Genomic DNA, 19,838 nt, shown 5'->3' with positions numbered 1-19,838 from the left:
CAGGAATTTCGATGATCGAGGCCTATATTCGGCGAGCATTGGTCGCAATGTTGTTGGCTCTGGGTGCAACATGGGCGACCGTCATGCCGGTCGGCGCAACCGAACAGGATGCAGCGCTGACGCGCGCCGACGTCGAACGAGCCTCACTCTTCTATCCGGCCAACGTGCGCAAACTCGTGCGCAACGCCGCCCCGGTTCCCAACTGGATCGCGGGCGGCGATCGTTTCTGGTATCGGCACGAAATTGAAGGCGGTTTTCGTTTCGTGACCGTTGATGCGGCGACCGGCCGCGCCGAGCCGTCGTTTAACCATCAGGCGATGGCGGCGACGTTGTCGCGCGAATTGGGCCAAGCGGTCTTACCCAATCAACTGCCGTTCGCGTCGATCACCTATTTGCAGGACATGCGGGGCGTTTCCTTCACCAGCGCGGGCAGATTGTTCGAATGCAACCGTGCAGGCACGAGCTGTAAGGGGCGACCCGAGTCCGCCTCCGATCCAGCCATTGTCGTTTCGCCCGGCGGAAAGCGCGCCCTGTTCGCGCGCGACAGCAATCTGTGGCTTCGCGATACGGCGACAGGGGACGAACGTCCGCTAACCACCGACGGCACCGCACAATTCCCCTATCAATATACCGCATTCAAGACGACTTATGTCGAAGAACGGCGCGGACAGGCCAAGCCGACCTATGCGGGTGCGACCTGGTCGCCCGATGGCCGCTATGTGCTGGCGATCCGCACCGACCGCCGCGGCGTGACGACCGCGCCCTATGTGGTCGAATATCTCGCGCCGGATTCGCCGCGCCCGATCGCGCATCAGATACCGATGCCGACCCCCGCCGACGCGCCGGAAACGCCTTATGCTCTCGTTCTGATCGACCTGCAGGACGGCGGCGTTGTCCCGGTCGACGGTGGTGCGCTCGGCTTCAACGACTATGCGCCTTATTGGGCGATCGTCGGCGAACCCGGTTGGGACATGAAGGATGGCGAGCTGTATCTGGCGACGTCGACCCGCGATTCGCGCGCGCTCGGGCTTGTCGCGGTCGACCTGGACGACGGCAGCAGTCGAACGGTGCTGGAAGAACGCGCCGATCAGTTTCTCAACCTCAACCCCTTCGACTATCACGTCCCCAACGTGCGCCTGCTGACGGCGCGCGGCGAAATCCTGTGGTGGTCGCAGCGCAGCGGCTGGGGGCATCTCTATCGTTACGACGCCCGAACAGGGGCGTTGAAGAATGCCGTTACGACGGGCGAATGGGCGGTGTTCGACATCGTCCGCGTCGATGAGGCGGCAGGATTGGTCTATTTCACGGCGGGCGGAAAAGAGGCGGAGCGCAATCCCTATTACCGCCATCTGTACCGCGTCGCCCTCGACGGCGGTAAGCCGACGCTACTGACGCCCGAAGACGCCGATCATTCCTATACGAACTTCCCGGCGCGCGGTCTCAACGGGCATTGGGATACACCGGTCGAACGGTTCTCGCCCAGCGGTCGCTATTTCGTCGATACGCATTCGACGATCGCGAGACCGCCAACGACGGTTGTGCGTGGAGCCGACGGGACGTTGATCGCCAAGATTGTAGATGCCGATGTGAGCGCGTTGCTGGCGACCGGCTGGACCTCGCCCGAGCGGCTCGTTGCGAAAAGCGTCGACGGCAAGCACGACATCTATGGCGTCCTCATAAAGCCGACGAATTTCGACGCAGCCAAACGTTACCCCGTGATCGAGCAAATCTATGCCGGGCCGCAGGTATCATTCGCGCCACAGGGCTTCACCGACGCGCTGGGCGCGCGGGCGGCCTATATGCAGGCGCTGGCCGAACTGGGCTTTGTCATCGTCGTTCAGGACGGGCGCGGGACGCCCCGGCGGTCGCGCGACTTCCACATCGGCCCGATGCAGGACGAGGATTCGATCGCACTTGCCGATCATGTCGCAGGGATCCGGGCCGCAGCAAGCAGCCGTCCCTATATGGATCTTGATCGGGTCGGGATTACCGGCATTTCGTTCGGCGGTTATGCGTCGGCGCGGGCGATGTTCCTCTTTCCGGAATTCTACAAGGTCGGGGTCTCGATTGCCGGGCCGCACGATTATCGCACGATGATTTCGTCGATTTCGGTCGAACGCTTTTTCGGTGTGCCGGGAGTGAAGGGCGCCGATGGCGACACCTATGCGCGGGTCGACAATCTGCATCTCGCCAACCGTCTAAAGGGCAAGCTGATGCTCGTAGCGGGCGACATCGATCAGAATGTGCCGTTCAACCAGACCGTCGCGCTTTCGGACGCGCTGATCAAGGCGGGCAAGGAATTCGACCTGGTGCTGGTTCCCAACGCCGCGCACGATGTCGGCTATCATCCTTATGTGGCGCAGCGGCTGGCGGGATATTTTCTGCGTCATTTGAAACAGCAGGAGCCGCCTGTACCGTTCGCGCAGACGCTGAAATAGACTTGGGCTTGGTGGAGATTGATTGATGACGACTGACATGAACCGCCGCGGCCTGATGAAACTTGCTGGCGGCAGCGTCTTTGCGGTCGCGGCGGGCGCGGGGGCGACATCGTCTGCCGCAACGGGTGCGCAGCCCGCCACGACGCCGCCTGTCACCACGCCGGTCGTTGTGGACGGGTGCAGCCCGTCGGCACCGACCGCCGAATATCTGGCGCTGCTGCGGAAGGGCGGGGTCGATAGCTGGAGCGTCAGCATGTTGCCGACACTGCTTCAGATGTCGGCGCTGCTCGAGTTCGTCGATGATCATTCGAAAGACGTGGGCATTGCGAAAAGCGCCGCCGACATTCGGCGCCTGAAGCAGGAAGGCAAGATTTCGCTCACCATCGGCTGGCAGGAAGCCGACCTGTTCGCGATGAAGGGCGAAAGCGATTGGTGGTCGAAACCGCCCAAAACCACGATGCGGCTGTTCTACGAAACCGGCCTGCGGGTAGTCGGCCTTGTCTATAACCTCACCAACGCCTTTGCCGGGGGTTGCCTTGACCCCAAGGTCGGTTTGACGAAAGCAGGGCGCGCGGTCGTTGGCGAGATGCAGAACCTTGGCATCTTGGTCGATGTCGGCGGGCATATGGGCGAACAATCCAGCCTCGACGTAATCGCGATGGCGGAGCGGCCGATCGTGTGTACCCATTCGAACGTCGCGGCGCTCAACCCCAATCCGCGCAACACCTCCGACCGGGTGATCGAGGGCATCGCCAGGACTGGCGGCCTGTTCGGCGTCAGCGCGATCGACCCGTTCATGAGCTGGAGCGGCAAGGATGTCGGCAAGCGCCAGCAGCCGCTGAAGCGCGCCAATGTGCAGCGCTATGTCGATGAACTCGATTATCTGAAGAAACTCGTCGGTGTCGATCATATCGGCATCGGCGGCGATTTTACGGTCGGTTCGACATCGTCGATCTACCCCGACGAGTCCTTCGCCTTTCCGCCCGAAATGACCTATGTTCAGGATCCGATCCAATATGCGAACGGCTTTGAAGATATTTCGAAATTGCCTGCCGTTCGCGCTGAAATGGTGCGGCGTGGCTGGCGTAAGGACGAAATCGACAAGGTGATGGGCGAGAACTGGATGCGCGTTTATGCGGCGAGCCTCGGCGGCTAGCAGCGTGCGACCCGCTGACGACCGTTTCACCTGACACAATCATGGCTCGCACGCGCGCGGTCGATAGGCTCGACATCAAGATCATGGCAGCGCTCGAACGCGACGGACGGATGACAAAGGCGGAGCTGTCGGACGTCGTCGGCCTGTCGGTGACCCCCTGCTCCGCACGCATCGCGAAGCTTGAGGCGGCTGGGTTCATCAAAGGCTATCACGCGGATATCGATCTTGAGCGGATCGGCGATCTTTCCCAATTCACCGTCGTCGTGAGCATCCAGCAATGGACGCCCGAACGCGCACGGCAGTTCGAGGCGCTTGTCCCGGGTATTGCTCAGATAATCGAGTGCGACGCAGTATTCGGCTCAGTCGATTTTGTGATGCGCGTCTATGCCACCGATCCCGATCATTGCCGCGAAGTTATGGAGCCGCTGCTCTCGATCGGGCTCGACACCGTCGTATTTCCGGTCTCGCGGACGGTGCGGGCGCCCTACGACGTATCGATGACAGCGCTAGTCGCCAAAGAAATATGACCCGTCGTCGCGCACCACCGCCAGCCTGTCTCGCTGGATCTCTCAGTATCGCAAGAAACGCGGGGGACAAGGGAAAGCTGCTGTTGTGGCCGTCCAATTCAGCCGCAATTCCTGTGCGGTTTATTCTAGCTGCTGTGAGGCAAGAGCGTGTGCCAAGCCGGGCTTCGCGGACGCTCAATTCCAAACTTTCTTGTTGAGGGCGATATGATCGAGATGCGCAAACCCTATCTCCTGTTCGTCGGGGACATTGCCAAAAATCTCCAAGCCAAAACCGCCTTCGGTATTCGCGATTGGGCGCGCGACGCCTGTATCGGCCAGTTTCGTCTCAACGAGAATGCGGTCGATCTCGGTCTGCCCAATCTTGCGCCCGAAGCGGCTGCGATGCAGGGTGCCGGGTCGCTCGTGATCGGCGTCGCGCCGATCGGCGGCCAGATTCCTCCGGCCTGGCATTCGGCGTTGCTTGCCGCCGCGCGCGCCGGCCTCGACATTGTCAGCGGCATGCACACATTGCTCGCCGATGTTCCGCACCTCGCCGAAACGGCGCGAACATCGGGTGCGCGCCTTGTCGATGTCCGTGTGCCGCCGCGGGATATTCCGGTCGCCACGGGCCGAAAGCGCACGGGCAGGCGCTTGCTCACCGTTGGTACCGATTGCGCGCTCGGCAAAAAATACACGGCGCTCGCGCTGACGGCGGCGCTACGAAGCGCCGGTGCTGACGTCGATTTCCGGCCAACAGGCCAGACCGGAATTATCATTGCGGGTTCAGGCATTCCGATGGATGCAGTCGTTACCGATTTCATCGCGGGCGCGGCTGAAATGCTTTCGCCCGATGCGCAGGAAACTCATTGGGACGTCATCGAGGGGCAGGGGGCGATTTATCATCCCGCCTTTGCCGGGGTTACTCTCGGCCTGATCCACGGCTCGCAACCAGATGTTCTGGTCCTTTGCCACGAGCCCGGCCGCGACCATTTCCACTCCTTCCCTGATTTTCCTACGCGTTCGATGGGGGAGGTTGCCGGTGCGTGCCTCGACGCCGCGCGCGTGACCAATCCCTTGGCGCGGCTGGGAGCAGTAAGCCTGAATACGTCGCGACTGGACGATGCGGCGTGCGCGCAGGCGCTCGACCGCGCCAGCGCAGCGCTTGGCGTACCTGCCTTTGACCCGATGCGGACGTCGATGGAGGCTGCGGTCACGTCGATATTGGGTTCTTCCCGTGGATGACCGTTTTTTCCGCAGGGGGGGCTCCGTACCGACGCGTTTGCCTGCACGCCGCTCGCAGGCAACTGGCCCATTCAACCTGACCAATTTTGAAGGACCATATTGATGTCCGGCATTTCCCTCGACATTGCCGTCGAGACTTTTCCCTTCGCGGCTCCCTTTCGAATTTCGGGCTATGTTTTCGACCGTCAGGACGTCGTCGTCGTGACCTTGACCGATGGCGACCATGTCGGACGTGGTGAGGCGCCGGGCGTCTATTATCTGGGCGAAGATCCGGCCCGCATGACGGCACAGATCGAAGCGCAGCGCGCGCTGATCGAGAGTGGGGTAAGCCGCGAGATGCTGCGCGGCGCGATGCCCGCAGGCGGTGCGCGCAACGCGGTTGATGCCGCGATGTGGGATCTGGAGGCCAAGCGCACAGGGCAGGCGGTCTGGCAAATAGCCGGCCTCGCCGCGCCGAAACCGCTCGCGACCACCTTTACCCTGAGCGCCGACGATCCGGCAGCCATGGCACGCAGAGCGACCGATTTTGGCGACGTTCCGCACATCAAGATCAAACTGACTGGAGAACTGCCGCTCGACATTAAGCGGGTTCGCGCGATCCGCGCGGCGCGGCCTGACGCGTGGCTGGGCGTCGACGGCAATCAGGGATTTGCCAGAAGAGACCTCGCTCCGCTGATCAGGGTGCTGGTCGAGGAAAGGGTGTCGCTGCTCGAACAACCTTCGCGCCGTGGCCGCGAAGCCGATCTTGACGGGCTCAAATGCCCGATGCCAATCGCGGCTGACGAGAGCGTGCTGACCGTCGATGAGATCCCGAGTTTGGTTGGACGGTTTGGTGTCGTCAACATCAAGCTCGACAAATGCGGAGGGCTCACCGAGGCGCTCTTGATGGCCAAAGCGGCGCGATTGCATGGTCTTGGCGTGATGGTCGGTAATATGGTGGGATCGAGCCTGGCCATGGCGCCCGCGTTTGTGCTCGGGCAGCTTTGCGATATTGTCGATCTCGACGGGCCGATTTTCCTGGCGCGTGATCGCACGCCGTCCGTCGCCTATGCGCGTGGCCAGGCAACGTGTCCGCCTGAGCTTTGGGGTTGGCCCGCATGAGGTTGAGCGCGCTTCCTTCGAACGCCCGATGCACGCGCTGGGCAAAGGCGCTTTGCGGCGCGCTCAGCGCCCCCCTGTTGTTCGCCGCCGCACCGGCGCCCGATTACGACATCGTCATTAAGGGTGGCCGCGTCCTCGACGGTGCTGGCAACCCGTGGGTTTATGCGGATGTCGGCATCAAGGACGGCCGGATAGCCAAGATCGGGCATATTGCTGCGACGGGCGCAAAGGACATCGACGCAACTGGGAAATATGTATCCCCCGGCTTCATCGATATGATGGATCAGTCGGGCAGCGTGCTTCTGAAACAGGGCGCGGCCGAAAACAAGCTGCGCATGGGCGTGACGACAATCATCGGCGGCGAAGGCGGGACGCCCGTTTCGGCGCGCGAGATATCGCAATATTTCGACGACCTCGCGGCGCGCGGCATCGCAGTCAATTTTGGCACCTATTATAGCGCGACGCAGGCGCGCGTTCAGGTGATGGGCGACGCGGCCGGTACACCGACGCCAGCCCAGCTCGAGCAGATGCGCGTGTTGGTCGATACGGCAATGAAGGCGGGGGTGTTCGGGGTCAGCACCGCGTTGATGTACCCGCCCGATTCCTTTCAATCGACCGAAGACCTGATTGCGCTAGCCAAGATTGCGGCGCGCTGCGGCGGCTTTTACGCGACGCATATGCGCGACGAAAGCGCCCGTTTGTTGTACAGCATCGACGAGGCGATCCGCATCGGCGAGGAAAGCGGCGCCAAGGTCGAGATTTTCCACCTCAAGGCCGCCTATGCCCCCGGCTGGGGTAAGTTGATGCCCGAGGCGATCGCGCGCATCGCGGCAGCGCGCGGACGTGGGATCGATGTTGCGGCCGATCTCTACCCCTACACCGCCGCGGGCACGGGGTTAGAGGGCACCGTGCCGGGGCACGTCTTTGCCCAAGGGTTTGATGCCGGCGTTGCGAAGCTGCGCGACCCCGCGCTGCGAGCGCAGCTTAAGCAAGACGCGGCTGCGGGATCGGTACCCGGATGGTCGAGCATGGTCGAAGCCGCGGGCGGCTGGCAGAACATTGTCTTGGCGAATTCATACCATGACGACAACGTGCGGTTTCATGGCCAGAATTTCGTCGAGATCGGCGCCGCGCTACACAAGGATCCGGCGGATGCGGCGTGGGACATCATGCTCGACGCGCTCCCCAACCGCGCGTTCGCCCTCTATTTCGTTATGGATGAAGGCGATATCGAAGCCGCTATTCGGCAGCCTTGGGTCAGCATCGGCAGCGACGCGGCGGCGACCGAGGCATTGGGCGAGCTCGATGGCATGGGGCTGCCGCATCCCCGGTCCTACGGTACCTTTGCGCGCGTGCTGGCTGAATATGTGCGCAACCGCGGTATTTTGTCGCTGGAGGATGCCGTGCGCAAGATGACGTCCTGGCCCGCGCGGCGCTTGGGACTGGCTGACCGGGGTGTCTTGCGAGAGGGGTTGCGCGCTGACGTGATCGTCTTTGATGCAAAGAAAATCCAGGATCATGCAAACTGGACGGCGCCGACACGGCCCGCATCCGGCATTGAACATGTGATCGTGAACGGCGTACTGACGCTGGACGAGGGCCAGCACACCGGTGCGCGTTCGGGAATGGTGTTGCGGCATGGGTGCGCTGGGTGATCGGAAAGAGCTCCCCCCCATCGCTCGACCGGCTCGACCTTGAAATTCTCGCGGTGCTCAGCGCGGATGGTCGGACCAGCAAGATCAAGCTGGCCGAGGCGATTGGCCTGTCGCCCACCCCCTGCGCGATGCGCATCGAGCGGTTGGAGGCAGCCGGGTTCATCCGCGGCTATCACGCTGATCTGGACCTGGAACGGCTCGGCAATCTCAGCCAGTTCATCGTCATGGTCTGCGTTAAGGATATTACTCCGGAAAAGTCAGGGCAGTTTGAAGCTATCGTGAGCAGGAGCATGAACATTGTCGTGTGCGACGCGGTGTCCGGGGTGGTCGATTATGTGATGCGGATATTGGCGCGGAACGTGCGGCATTACCACGAGATCATGGCGCCTTTCCTGGCAATGGAGATCGACTATACGACCTATCCGATCTCGAAAAATGTCAGAGACCGCGCCGACTTCGACCTTGAGCGGGTGCTCGTGTCGGACTTTTGAGCCGAATGGCAGATGCTGGGTGCGAAAGGCCCGATCAGCTGAGCCCAGATGGTGCTCATATCATTTCTAATGAATAGAACGGCAGCTACTGCCTATCCGGGTCGGAAAGCCGCCTGACAGTAAGCGGCCACTCCGTGACGGTCTTTCAGCTATTCTCTCACTGCCGTTAAGGTGACGGCATTGGGAAGCGCGCCCGTCAGGAGTTTGAGCGTACATCTCGGCGCTCACTTTCACCCTCCGAAAATCTTATTCAATGTGCCCGTGCAGGTCGTCGCACGAGCAAGTTGCGCGCTATTCAGAAGAGGTTTTGAACGGCTTGCCGCAAATGACTTCGGGTCATCGAAAATAGCGGAATCGTCCCAACCAGTCCCACTAAAGCCCGCGAATACCGCAGCAGAAGTGCTGGTACATTGCGATTTTTGCAACTCTGATACGTTATTTGTCAAATACTTAGTTCTGGAATTTGAGACCTACTGCCCCTGCCAGGCCGGCGTACGACGAGGCCCCACAGGCTCCGAAGATGCATTCTCAAGATCAACTATTCGATCGGTTTTCGCGGGAGCATATCTCGTGACGCCGCACTCGGCCGCCTTGCAGCCCTTCCCCGATTTTGACATCTTGCTTGTACCGGTCGCCGTGGATCAGAATTGGCAGCGTACGCACCAGCATTGTCATCAAATCCCTCTGGCTGAGGGACAGGCCATGCGATCGCGGCTACCGGCCATAGACTTTCAAGAAAATGTCCACCGCTGCTTCCACGCGTTGCTTGGTGACGCTTTCGCTTGGCGGCGCTCCAAACCGGCGTTCGACATCTCCAAACCCCTTGCACATCGACGCAAACTGCTCTGCGGCAAGACCTGGATCGGGCACTTGCAGTGCGCCGGTCTGGGCGATCCCGGTCAGGAACGCGGCGAGCGTTGCCTTCATCCGCCGCGGCCCAGCATTGAGGAATGCCAAGCCAATCTCTGGATTGCGCTCGGTTTCGGCGGCGATGCGGCGTTCGAACTGCACCATCTCGGGCCGGGATAAAAAGGCCACCATCGCATCACCGATTTGCAGCAAGCGATCACGCAGCGATTCCGATCCTTCGCCGTCGATCGTAAAATGACCCCGCACCCGTTCGCATTCGCGTTCGATGGCGGCGGTGAACAGGCCGGGCTTATCGCCGAAGTGATTATAGATCGTCACCTTTGACACGCCCGCGGCCAACGCAATCTGCTCGATCGCCGCCGCGCCATAGCCATGTTCGAAAAAGGCGTCGCGCGCCGCCACCAAAATAGCCTCGCGTTTGGCGAGATCAGCCGGTCGGCCAAGATTCTTTTTTCGCGCGATTGACAAACTATACGCTTCCGTTCACTTATACGGCACCGTTCAATAATGTTTGAAAACAGCAACGGTTGCAAGGCGCGACGAAAAAAGGGCTCTCCCCCGATGGTCTGGATCGCAATTCGAATGCTGACGGGCGATGCGACCAAATTTTATGGTCTGTTGTTCGGTATTGCCTTTTCGACCCTGCTGATCACGCAGCAGCTGACGATCTTCGTCAATCTGATCGAACGCGGCGCCAGTGGCGTCTACAATGTTCCGTCGGCAGATGTCTGGGTCATGGATCCGGTCAGCCGCACGACGGACGTCCATCTGCCGATGCCGTCCACCGCGCTCGATCGGGTGCGATCGGTGGCGGGCGTGGAATGGGCGGTGCCGCATCTGCGCGCCGCGGCTTCGGTACGAACCAAGGAAGGCGACCTTGAAGGCGTGTCGGTCATCGGGGTGGACGATGCGACCCTGATCGGTTTGCCGCGCCGGATGGCCCTGGGTGCCGCCGATGTGCTGGAACGCCCCGATGCGGTGGTGATCGACGATGTCGGGACGGTGCGCTTTTTCCCGGTGGGCTACAATCCTGTCGGCGAGCGGCTCGAACTGAATGATCAGCGCGCGGTCATCATGGGAGTCGCCGATGCCATTCCCAGCTTCACCAGCCAGGTCACGCTCTACACCCGGTACAGCCGCGCGCTCAATTTTGTGCCCGGCACCCGCAACCGGTTGAGCTTCGTGCTGGTCGGCGCGGCGCCGGGGGTGGAGGCCAAGGCGTTGGCGACGCGGATTACCAAGGATACCGGCCTGCGCGCGCGCACCCGCGATGAATTCGCGCGCGACGGCGTCGATTTCATTATCGAAAACACCGGCATCCCGCTGAATTTCGGGATCACCGTACTGCTGGGCTTTGTCGTCGGGGTGGCGATCGTCGGTCTGACCTTCAGCCTGTTCATCCGCGACAACATCAAACAGTTCGGCGCATTGAAGGCGATTGGCGTCAACAATGCCAAGATACGGCGCATGGTTGCGGCGCAGGCCGGGATGGTCGGCCTGATCGGTTATGGCCTTGGCGTGCTCGGCACCGTGGGCTTTATCTGGGGTTTTTCAGGCAATCCGACCTTCAAGGGCTTTTACATCCCGTGGCAGGTGCCGCTGATCAGTCTGGTTGCCGTCACCCTGATCCTTGCACTGACCGGATGGATTGCGCTGCGCCGGGTACTCAAGACCGAACCGGCGGCGGTGTTCCGGTGAGCAGTGCCGCCGAAGCCGAAGCCAAGGCCGTTGCCGCCGTTGCCGCGATCTCGACGCGCGGCGTGGCGCGCGACTTTACTGCGGGGCAACAGACGATCCGGGTGCTGCACGGCATCGACCTCGACGTCCGCGCTGGCGAGCTCACCTATCTGGTTGGTGAATCGGGATCGGGCAAAACCACGCTGATTTCGATCATGTGCGGCATTTTGTGGCCGACCGAGGGCGAGGTTCGCCTGTTCGGCACCGATATCTATCACCTCAGCGACAGCGATCTGGTCGATTTTCGCCTCCGCAATGTCGGCTTTATCTTCCAGCAATATAATCTGATCCCGGCGATCGACGCCGCATCGAATGCCGCGGTGCCGCTGATTGCGCAGGGGATGGACCGCATGGAGGCGCGCGACCGGGCGATCGAATTGCTTGCCGCGCTCAACATTGCAGATCAGGCCGATAAGCTGCCGAACCAACTGTCGGGGGGACAGCAACAGCGCGTCGCGATCGCGCGTGCATTGGTCCACCAGCCGCGCCTGATCGTCTGCGACGAACCGACGGCGGCGCTCGACGCGCGATCCGGGCGCCGGGTGATGGACCTGCTGCGCGAAGTCGCGCTCGCCGACGACCGGTCGGTGATCATCGTCACCCACGATAACCGCATCTTCGATCTCGCCGACCGCATCCTCGTGCTTGAGGACGGCCGGATCACCCATGATGGCCGCGATATGCCGAAGGACCATTGACGCCATGACCCGACGCTTTTCCAACCTCAATGTTTCACGTCAGATCCTCCCCGCGCTCGCCTTGCTCGGGCTGGTGATCGCGGTGATCTTTATCGCGACGGGCCTGCCCGACAGGCAACTCGAGCCCCCGCAGCAGACGCCGCCGCGGGCTACCGGCGCATTGGCCAACAGCGCGCGCGTGGCCGGCGCGGGGGTTGTCGAACCATCGAGCGAGATCGTCGATGTCGGCACCGCATTGTCGGGTCTGGTCATGGCCCTGAATGTCGAGCCCGGTGCCTATGTCGCAAAAGGCGACCTGCTGTTCACGGTCGACGACCGCGCGGTGCGCGCGCGGTTGCGCGAGGCCGAGGCGGCGATACGCGAAGCTCGCGCCGCCATCGGCGAGGCAGAGACCGCGCGGGTCACCGCGCAGCGCCAACTCGCGCTCTACCGCCAGGTCGACGATGCCGAGGCGATCAGCCGTACCGAAGTCGTCCGGGCCGAGGGTGACGCGGCAGCGGCGGCGAGCCGTCTGGCGCTGGCGCGGGCGCGTCTCGATGCAGCGACGGCGGCGGCGGGAAGCGCGCGCGTTGAGTTATCGCGGTTGGCGGTTCGGGCGCCGATCGCGGGCGAAGTTCTAGCGGTCAACATCCGGCCGGGCGAATATGTGCAGGCGGGCGGGCCGCAGGGTGGCAACGCCGAACCCTATATTCGGATGGGCGAAACGCGGCCTCTGCACGTCCGGATCGATATCGACGAGGATCAGGCCGCGGACGTGGCGCTGGGGTCGAACGCGATCGTGTCGCCGCGCGGTGCAGCCGAGCGGCAGGTTGCGGCGCGCTTTGTTCGCGCCGAACCGCTGGTGGTTCCCAAGCGCTCGCTGACCAACAGCGCCGCCGAGCGTGTCGATGTCCGGGTCATGCAGGTCATTTATGCACTACCGGCCGGCAACGACCTGTTCCGCGTCGGGCAACAGGTCGATGCGTTCATTCCCGCAAAAGCACCGGCCGGAGCGAAGCGATGAGACGGGCGGCGGCCATTTTTGTTGCCGCGACGCTGCTGACGGGGTGCGCTGGCGGGTCGCCGCCGCGGATCGACACGCCGCCACCGGTGCTTCCCGCCACCTTTTCCTATGTGCCCGACGCAGGGCAGGCTGGATCGCTAGCAGCCTTGCTACCGAACGGCGATCCTGCTTTTGCGGCCTTGCGCACCGCCGCCATGGTCGACGCGCCATCGCTTGGCGAGGCGGCGGCGCGGATCGAGCAATCGCGGGCGGGCGCCCGCCGCGCCCGCGCCGAACGCGCCCCGCAATTCGACGCAACCGCGTCGGTCGAAACCAGCCGCAGCAACCCAGGCAGTCTTGGTGCCAGCCTGCCGCCGGGGATTTCGATCGACCCCGATCAAACCGCTTATGGTGCCTCGCTGAGCGCGCGGTGGGATCCCGACCTCTTTGGCCGACTGCGGTCGGAACAGCGCGCCGCCGACTTGCGGCTCGACGCCGCGACCGCCGACGCTGACGCCGTCCGCATCGCGCTGATCGCCGATCTGGCTGCGCTCGTCATCGATTGGCGCAGCCTTGACACCCGTGCTGCCTCGCTGGAGAGCGACCTTGCATCGGCAGAGCGCCTGGTTGGCTTGGCAGGGGCGAGAGCCCAGGCCGGCCTTGCGCCCGGCGCCGATCGCGTCCGCGCCGAAAGTGTGACGAGCGCGTCGCGAAGCCGTCTGGCGGCGCTTGCCACCGAACGGAGCACCATCATCGGGCGCCTCGTGACGCTGACGGCCCGCGACGCCGAGTGGATCGAGGCGCAGTTGGCGATGCGCGGCAGTCCGCAAGCGTTGCCGGCAGCCCCGGCGGCGCTGCCGTCGGACCTGCTGATCCGTCGGCCCGATGTTGTCGCGGCCGCCACGCGCCTGGCCGCGAGCGATGCCGATCTGGCGGCAACGGCGGCGCAGCGGTTTCCGCGGATCACCCTGTCGGGCAGTCTTGGCCTGTTGGCGTTCAGCCCCGGGCAGTTGTTCGACAGTGATTCGATTATCGGCTCGCTGGCCGCCGCGATCGCCGGACCCCTGTTCGACTTTGGCCGCATTTCGGCCGAGATTGACGGCGCGGCGGCGGATAAACAGCTCGCCTTTCAACAATATCGCTCGGCAGTGTTCGACGCGCTGGGTGATGCCGAATCGGCCTATCGGCTGATCGCCGCCGCTGACGCCCGGGCCACTGCCGCGACCCAGGAAGCCGCTTTGCTCGCCCGAAGCGATGCGTTGACGGCAAGCCGCTTTCGCGCCGGGCTGGTCGATCTGGCGAGCGTGCTTGAGATCCGGCGGCAGGCCGATGGTGCCGGCGAACGCGCGGCGGCGGCGATGGGCGAGGCGCGGCGCGCCCGACTGCTGCTATGGCTGGCCTTGGGCGGATAATCGGTTAAGTTCAGGTGGTTTTTGTGGCGCGGACCATGGTATCCTTGCTATGGACCAATTCACCAAGAGGCCACGTCCTCGCCTGCGTCGCGCAGGCTCGCAAGTCCGGGACGGCCCGGCAGCCTTGAAAAGGAGGCTGTCATGGCCTGGATTTATCTCGCCATTGCCGGTGTTCTCGAAATCGTCTGGGCTTTTTCGATGAAACAGTCGGACGGGTTTTCGAGACTGGGACCGTCGCTTGTCACGATCGCCGCCATGATCGCCAGTTTTGGTTTGCTGGCGCTGGCCATGAAATCGCTGCCGCTCGGCACCGCTTATACGATCTGGACGGGCATCGGTGCGGTCGGTGCCTTCCTTGTCGGCGTCGCGGTGCTGGGCGAACAGGCCAGCGCGATGCGGATCGTTGCGGCCCTCCTGATCGTCAGCGGTCTGGTGCTGATGAAACTGTCGTCACCGGTCTGACCGTCCGAGGGTGGTGATCGTCGGCCACGCGCCGCCGGTTTCAACCCGCGCATCGATGCCATAAACGCGGCGCAGCCGCGCGGGCGTCAGTACCGCGGCGGGCGCCCCGTCGGCGACGATCTGGCCTTCGTCGATCAGCAGCAGCCGGTCGCAATAGCGCGCCGCAAGCGTCAGGTCGTGAAGCACCGCGATCACCAACGCGCCGCTGGCGGCCTCGGCGCGTAGCAGCTCCATGACGTCGATCTGGTGGCCGGGGTCAAGACTGGCGAGCGGTTCATCGGCAATCAGCGCGGGCGCCTCGACCGCCAGGGCGCGCGCAAACAAGACGCGCGCCCGTTCGCCGCCTGACAATTCGGTTGCGATGCGGTCGCGCAGATCGAACACGTCCGCACGCATCATGGCCCGCTCGATTGCGGCGGTGTCGGCGGCGCTGATCCGCGACATCGGCGCGAGGTGCGGTAGACGGCCCAGGCCGACCAGCCGCTCGACGGTCAGTGGCCAGTGCAGCAACTGCCCCTGCGGCAAATAGGCGATCCGTCGGGCTAGATCCGCGCGCGGTATCGCGGCGGCGTCGGCGCCATCGACCAGAATTCGTCCCGTCGCCGGAACGAGAGCGAGCATTGCCCGCGCCAGGGTCGACTTGCCCGCGCCATTGGGGCCGACGATGGCGGTCAGCGACCCCGGCTCCAGTGTGGCGCAAACGTCGCGGACGACGGCGCGGCGGCCGAGTGTGACGCCGACATCCTCCAGTGTGATGCTTACCATAACCGCCGCTCGCGCATTAGATGGATCAGGAAAATCGGCACGCCAAGGAAGGCGGTGACCACCCCCAGTTTCAGCTCGTTGGTTGAAGGAATGATCCGCACGCCAAGGTCGGCCAGGGTGAGCAGCGCCGCGCCGCCGATCGCCGACGGCAGCAGGATCGCCGATGGGCTGCGATCGGTCAGCGGACGGATCAGGTGCGGGACGATCAGGCCGACAAAGCCGATGGCGCCCGACACCGCCACCGCGCCGCCAACTCCGATCGCGGTACCAAGCAGCAGGCGTCGCCGCGTCCGTTTGAGATCGGCCCCCAGGGCCTGCGCCGCATCCTCGCCCAACGTCAGCGCATCGAGCGCGCGGCCGTTCCAAAGCAGCATCGCGGTCCCGATCGCGATGCAGGGCAGGGCGATCCAGACATGGTCGAACGAGCGGTTCTCCAGACTGCCAAGCAGCCAGGTCATGATCTCCATGGCCGCGAAGGGATTGGGCGACAGGTTGAGCGCGAGGCTGATCCCGGCGCCCGCCAGCGTCGCGACCGCAAGCCCCGCCAGGATGAGGGTGAGCGGGCTTTCCGCGTCGCCTGCCAAGAGGAACAGCAGGCCGAGCGACAGGAGCGCGCAGCCAATGGCAAGCCCGGGCAACACCGCGGGATGAAGCTGGGCGAGGCCGAAATAAATGGCCGCCACCGCGCCCAGTGCTGCCGCGTTCGATGTTCCGAGCACGGACGGTTCGGCTAGCGGGTTACGCAAATAGCCCTGTAGCGCGGCTCCAGCGAGGCCGAGCATCGCGCCCACCGCCAAGGCGAGCAGTGCGCGCGGCAGGCGAAGGTCGAACAATATGATGGACGCGATGCGGTCGCCATCGCCGCTGGCGGCAGCGACGAGCCGGTCGAGCGACAGATCGACCGCGCCGAACAACAGCGAAGCCAGCCCCGCGATGACCGCCAATGCCGTCAGCGCGCCGATCAGCAGCGGACGGGGAAGCGAATGACTCATCGAACAACCCCGTCATGCCGGGCGATCTGCGCGGCGATGCTGCGCGCGGCCCTGGTGTAGGCAGGGCTGCCACACACGGTCCACGCTTCGTGCACAACGATCCGCGGGATGTCGGACAGGGCGGGATGGTGAAGCATTTCGCTGCCCTGATCATCGACGACATTGGTGGCGCGTTCGACAATCAGGAAATCGGGGCGAGCGGCAACCATTTCTTCAAGGCTCAATTGCGACAACGGCGGCTTGCCCAAGGTTTTCGCCAGGTTGGTCAGCCCAACGCGAGTCATCATGTCGTCAACGAGCGTTCCGGTACCCGTCATATAACCGCGCCGCTGATAATAAGCAGCGACGCGGCCGCGGCCGAGCCGCGGCAAGGTCGCAAGATCCCGTTTCATCCCGGCGATGAGTGCCGCTCCGCGCACGGGATGGCCAACAGCGGCGGCGGTCTCGTCGATGGTGCGATAGATTTGGTCGAGCCGATTGGCCGTTTCCAGATCGAGCAGCGGATAGCGCTGGGGGGCAACTGCCGCCAGAATGGCGCTGCCGCTGGCCGGCATCCCGACGACCAGATCAGGATTGATCGCCAATATCTGTTCGGCCGAGTTGCGTAGCACCGGTAGCCCCTGTGCCGCCGCCGCCTGGTCGGACATCCCGGGATCGGTCGCGTTGCGTGTCAGACCGGCGATCTGCTGGCGGTCGGCCAGCGCCAGGACGAGCTGGTCGGTGCACAGGTTCATCGACACGATACGCTGGGGCATCGCCGGTGTCGCCGACATCGCCCGTGTCGATGGCAGAGGGCGGGTGGCGGTCGCGGACAGGGTGCCCGCGACGACGACCGATGCGGCCGCGATCACGGCCAGGCGGCGCACCGACGCGATCAACGCGCCGCTGCCCTTGCTGTCGCGTTCTGACCCGTGTGTGTTTCGGTCATGCGTCGCCTCCCGCCCGAACGGCGCTGCCGATTTCCGGCAGCGCCGCGTCATCAAAACCGCGCCCGAACGCCGCCATAGGCGGCGCGGCCATAGGTGCCATAGTTGAATGCCGTCGCATAATCGGCGTCGAACAGATTATCGACGCGGCCATACACTTCGATCCGCTCGGTGATGGCAAAGGATGCGCGAACCCCGGCGATGGCATAACCGTCGAGCCGCACCGTGTTGAGCGCATTGTCGAAACTGTCGCTCACCATCGTGACGGTCGCGCCGGTCGAAAGCCCGAACGACCAGTCATAGTCGGCCGACAAGCTGACCGCATGGTCGGCACGGCGGGGCAGGCGCTTGCCATCGAAGGCGGGACGTCCCGACCGGTCGCGCGCGTCGATATAGCTGTACGACGCGGTGACGTTCAGCGCATCGACGGGTCGCAGCGCCAGCGATGCCTCTACCCCCTTGGCGCGCGTGCGGTCGATATTGCCATAGGTAAAGGTCGCATTGTCGTAATTGATCTGGTTGACGGTGTTGCGCAGAAACGCCGTGACCGAGATCAACGCCCGCCCGTCGGCCAGACTTTGGTCGATGCCGATGTCATAGCTCTTCGATTCTTCGGGACGCAGCGCCGCATTGCCGCTGAAGCTGTCGTAAAGCTGGTAGAGCGAAGGCGCCTTGAACCCTTCGCCATAGCTCAGACGGACATTGGTCGCGCCATCATTGGGCGAATAATTGGCGTTGGCGCCAAGGGTTGTGGCGCCGCCGAACTGGCTGTGGTCGTCGTGGCGGACGCCGCCGGTCAGTGACAGGCCGGCGAACGGCTGGACGATGCCCAGCGCATAGACGCTGTCGATATTGGCCTTCTGGCTGTCGGTCGAACCGAAACCGAAGAAGTCGTAATCGGGGCGTTCATGCTCGTAACCGAACACCAGCTTGGCGGTGTCGGCGGGCGCCACGACGCCCTGATATTCGAAACGCAGGTTCGTACCCTTGTAGCCATAATCGGGGGCGGTCCCGCGCACGAAGAAATAATCGCGCTCGTTGCGCATCCACGTCACCGCCGCGCGGCTGGTAAAGCGGCCGTCGAACAGGTCGAGGTTGAGGCCGGCATAGCCGACATATTGGTCGAGCTTGGCGACGTCGCCGCTGTCGGCCGGTGCGCCGAAGAAGCTGTCATAATCAAGGTCGGCGTTGATGTAGTAGCCGCGCAGGTCGAGGCTGAGCGCATCGCTGAACGCAATTTTCAGCCGCGCGTTGCCCGCGAAATTCTTGTAGCCGTCGCGCTCGGTCCCGACCGCCGCCGACGAAATGCCGTCGGTGCGGAAATAGGCGCCGCCGATGCCCCCCGATACCGCCCCGGCGGTTCCCGACACGTCGGCCTTGGCGTTGAGCGTGTCGCTATAGCCATATTCCGCAGACGCATTGGCGGAGAAACCCTGGGCGGGGGTCGCGGTCATCAGGTTGACCACACCACCGATCGCCTGGCTGCCATGCACTACGGAGTTGGAACCGCGCAGCACTTCGATCCGGCTGATGTTGCCGGTCAGCAGATGGCCGAAATCATAACCGTCGCCGATGCCGCTGGGATCGTTGACCTTGACCCCATCGATCAGGACCAAAGTCTGCGTCGTTTCCGCGCCGCGGATCGAGATGCCCGCAACCGATCCGGTGCTGCCGGTGCGGTTGAAGCGGATACCGGGGGTCGTGGCGAGCAGGTCGACGACATCGGTCGTTTGCCGCGTTTCGATCGTGTCGGCATCGATCACGGTGATCGCCTGACCGACTTCGTCGCGCGATTGCTCGATGCCCGATGCGGTGACGACGATGTCGTCGGAACTGTAGGTTTCCTGCGCGGCGACCGGCGTCGCGGCGACAAGCGCGAAAAGAGAAATGCTCGAAAATTTCAACATGGGAGACTCCCGCACGCCGGCAACGAAGGCGGAGCCAGCCGAAACGCGCACGCGATCGACCGATGACGGCGTCGCAAGCGGCGTAAAGCCTGCGCCCCCGGCACCGAAGCGGCTCCACCGCTTGGTCGTCGCTCGACGGAATTCTCCGTGCCATGGCCTTTCCCTGGACCCAGGCATTGAGCGACCCTCGCCGGCAGGTCTCCTGGCTCGCGGGTCAAGGCTCGATGCACGCCTTCCCAGGTTGCCCCAGTGGCTGTCCGGGCCTTTGGCCCAAACGGTGCATCTCGCTCGCCGCTTACAGTTGCAGGGACAGCCTCGGCTTCGGGGGTTCAGCAAGAACCCCGTTACCGCGTTCCCATTTTAAGCCCTTTCGGGCACCGGCGCGATCATGTGCAGGGCAAGCCCTGCACGCGCCGCCCATAGCGGAATGTGGGGCGGGTGCAATGGGGATTTGTTGAAGGGGGGCAGGTCTGGGCCTTCTGGCGATCCGGTACTTCT

Annotated in this window: 17 protein-coding genes and 1 riboswitch; of the genes, 12 read left to right on the top strand and 5 right to left on the bottom strand. The window is 63.7% G+C overall.

Features of this window, described 5'->3' with window-relative positions:
* Nucleotides 1-11 precede the first annotated feature (11 nt).
* The 7 genes from B4F07_RS06695 to B4F07_RS06665 all read left to right on the top strand — a co-directional run bounded on the left by B4F07_RS06695 (nucleotide 12) and on the right by B4F07_RS06665 (nucleotide 8,589).
* A complete protein-coding gene (locus tag B4F07_RS06695) occupies nucleotides 12-2,438 on the top strand; it encodes a S9 family peptidase (protein ID WP_293703163.1) in 2,427 nt (808 codons plus the stop codon).
* A 25-nt stretch (nucleotides 2,439-2,463) separates the two neighbouring features.
* Complete coding sequence (locus B4F07_RS06690) at nucleotides 2,464-3,594, top strand: dipeptidase (RefSeq protein ID WP_293703166.1); 1,131 nt, start codon at nucleotides 2,464-2,466, stop codon at nucleotides 3,592-3,594.
* A 41-nt stretch (nucleotides 3,595-3,635) separates the two neighbouring features.
* Nucleotides 3,636-4,121 carry an Lrp/AsnC family transcriptional regulator gene (locus B4F07_RS06685; protein ID WP_293703169.1) on the top strand — a complete coding sequence of 162 codons (486 nt, stop codon included), beginning with the start codon at nucleotides 3,636-3,638 and terminating at the stop codon, nucleotides 4,119-4,121.
* A 213-nt stretch (nucleotides 4,122-4,334) separates the two neighbouring features.
* A complete protein-coding gene (locus tag B4F07_RS06680; protein WP_293704663.1) occupies nucleotides 4,335-5,342 on the top strand; it encodes a DUF1611 domain-containing protein in 1,008 nt (335 codons plus the stop codon).
* A 102-nt stretch (nucleotides 5,343-5,444) separates the two neighbouring features.
* Nucleotides 5,445-6,443, top strand: coding sequence for a dipeptide epimerase (locus B4F07_RS06675; protein ID WP_293703174.1), 999 nt, complete (start codon nucleotides 5,445-5,447; stop codon nucleotides 6,441-6,443).
* Nucleotides 6,440-8,098, top strand: coding sequence for an N-acyl-D-amino-acid deacylase family protein (locus tag B4F07_RS06670; protein WP_293704661.1), 1,659 nt, complete (start codon nucleotides 6,440-6,442; stop codon nucleotides 8,096-8,098). The genes B4F07_RS06675 and B4F07_RS06670 overlap by 4 nt, the downstream gene beginning before the upstream one ends.
* A complete protein-coding gene (locus tag B4F07_RS06665) occupies nucleotides 8,086-8,589 on the top strand; it encodes an Lrp/AsnC family transcriptional regulator (RefSeq protein WP_293703179.1) in 504 nt (167 codons plus the stop codon). The genes B4F07_RS06670 and B4F07_RS06665 overlap by 13 nt, the downstream gene beginning before the upstream one ends.
* 714 nt (nucleotides 8,590-9,303) lie before the next feature.
* Here the strand turns inward: B4F07_RS06665 and B4F07_RS06660 are convergent.
* A complete protein-coding gene (locus B4F07_RS06660) occupies nucleotides 9,304-9,927 on the bottom strand; it encodes a TetR/AcrR family transcriptional regulator (RefSeq protein ID WP_293703182.1) in 624 nt (207 codons plus the stop codon).
* A gap of 93 nt (nucleotides 9,928-10,020) precedes the next feature.
* On the opposite strand from B4F07_RS06660, the gene B4F07_RS06655 reads away from it, so the two are divergent.
* From B4F07_RS06655 to sugE, 5 genes are all read left to right on the top strand, one after another.
* Nucleotides 10,021-11,157: an ABC transporter permease gene (locus B4F07_RS06655; protein ID WP_293703185.1), complete on the top strand. Its 1,137-nt coding sequence runs from the start codon at nucleotides 10,021-10,023 to the stop codon at nucleotides 11,155-11,157.
* A complete protein-coding gene (locus tag B4F07_RS06650) occupies nucleotides 11,154-11,894 on the top strand; it encodes an ABC transporter ATP-binding protein (protein ID WP_293703188.1) in 741 nt (246 codons plus the stop codon). Before B4F07_RS06655 ends, B4F07_RS06650 begins: the two co-directional genes overlap by 4 nt.
* A 4-nt stretch (nucleotides 11,895-11,898) precedes the next feature.
* Nucleotides 11,899-12,897, top strand: coding sequence for an efflux RND transporter periplasmic adaptor subunit (locus B4F07_RS06645; protein WP_293703191.1), 999 nt, complete (start codon nucleotides 11,899-11,901; stop codon nucleotides 12,895-12,897).
* Complete coding sequence (locus tag B4F07_RS06640; RefSeq protein ID WP_293704659.1) at nucleotides 12,894-14,288, top strand: efflux transporter outer membrane subunit; 1,395 nt, start codon at nucleotides 12,894-12,896, stop codon at nucleotides 14,286-14,288. Before B4F07_RS06645 ends, B4F07_RS06640 begins: the two co-directional genes overlap by 4 nt.
* A gap of 141 nt (nucleotides 14,289-14,429) precedes the next feature.
* Entirely contained in the window at nucleotides 14,430-14,750 is a 321-nt protein-coding gene (sugE, locus tag B4F07_RS06635) for a quaternary ammonium compound efflux SMR transporter SugE (protein WP_293703197.1), read from the top strand.
* Here sugE and B4F07_RS06630 read toward each other — a convergent pair.
* From B4F07_RS06630 to B4F07_RS06615, 4 genes are all read right to left on the bottom strand, one after another.
* Nucleotides 14,739-15,515: an ABC transporter ATP-binding protein gene (locus B4F07_RS06630; protein ID WP_293703199.1), complete on the bottom strand. Its 777-nt coding sequence runs from the start codon at nucleotides 15,513-15,515 to the stop codon at nucleotides 14,739-14,741. The genes sugE and B4F07_RS06630 overlap by 12 nt on opposite strands.
* On the bottom strand, nucleotides 15,509-16,507 hold the full coding sequence (locus tag B4F07_RS06625; RefSeq protein WP_293703202.1) for a FecCD family ABC transporter permease: 999 nt from the start codon (nucleotides 16,505-16,507) through the stop codon (nucleotides 15,509-15,511). The genes B4F07_RS06630 and B4F07_RS06625 overlap by 7 nt, the downstream gene beginning before the upstream one ends.
* Entirely contained in the window at nucleotides 16,504-17,280 is a 777-nt protein-coding gene (locus B4F07_RS06620) for an ABC transporter substrate-binding protein (RefSeq protein ID WP_414711729.1), read from the bottom strand. Before B4F07_RS06620 ends, B4F07_RS06625 begins: the two co-directional genes overlap by 4 nt.
* Before the next feature lie 206 nt (nucleotides 17,281-17,486).
* Nucleotides 17,487-19,340, bottom strand: coding sequence for a TonB-dependent receptor plug domain-containing protein (locus B4F07_RS06615; RefSeq protein WP_293703208.1), 1,854 nt, complete (start codon nucleotides 19,338-19,340; stop codon nucleotides 17,487-17,489).
* Nucleotides 19,341-19,515: 175 nt separating this feature from the next.
* Nucleotides 19,516-19,736, bottom strand: a riboswitch (cobalamin riboswitch).
* Nucleotides 19,737-19,838: the final 102 nt, after the last annotated feature.

Source organism: Sphingopyxis sp. UBA6723 (assembly GCF_002454115.1).
Classification (GTDB): Bacteria; Pseudomonadota; Alphaproteobacteria; order Sphingomonadales; family Sphingomonadaceae; genus Sphingopyxis.
Note: the sequence above shows the minus strand (reverse complement) of the source record. Positions and strands in the feature narration are given on the sequence as shown.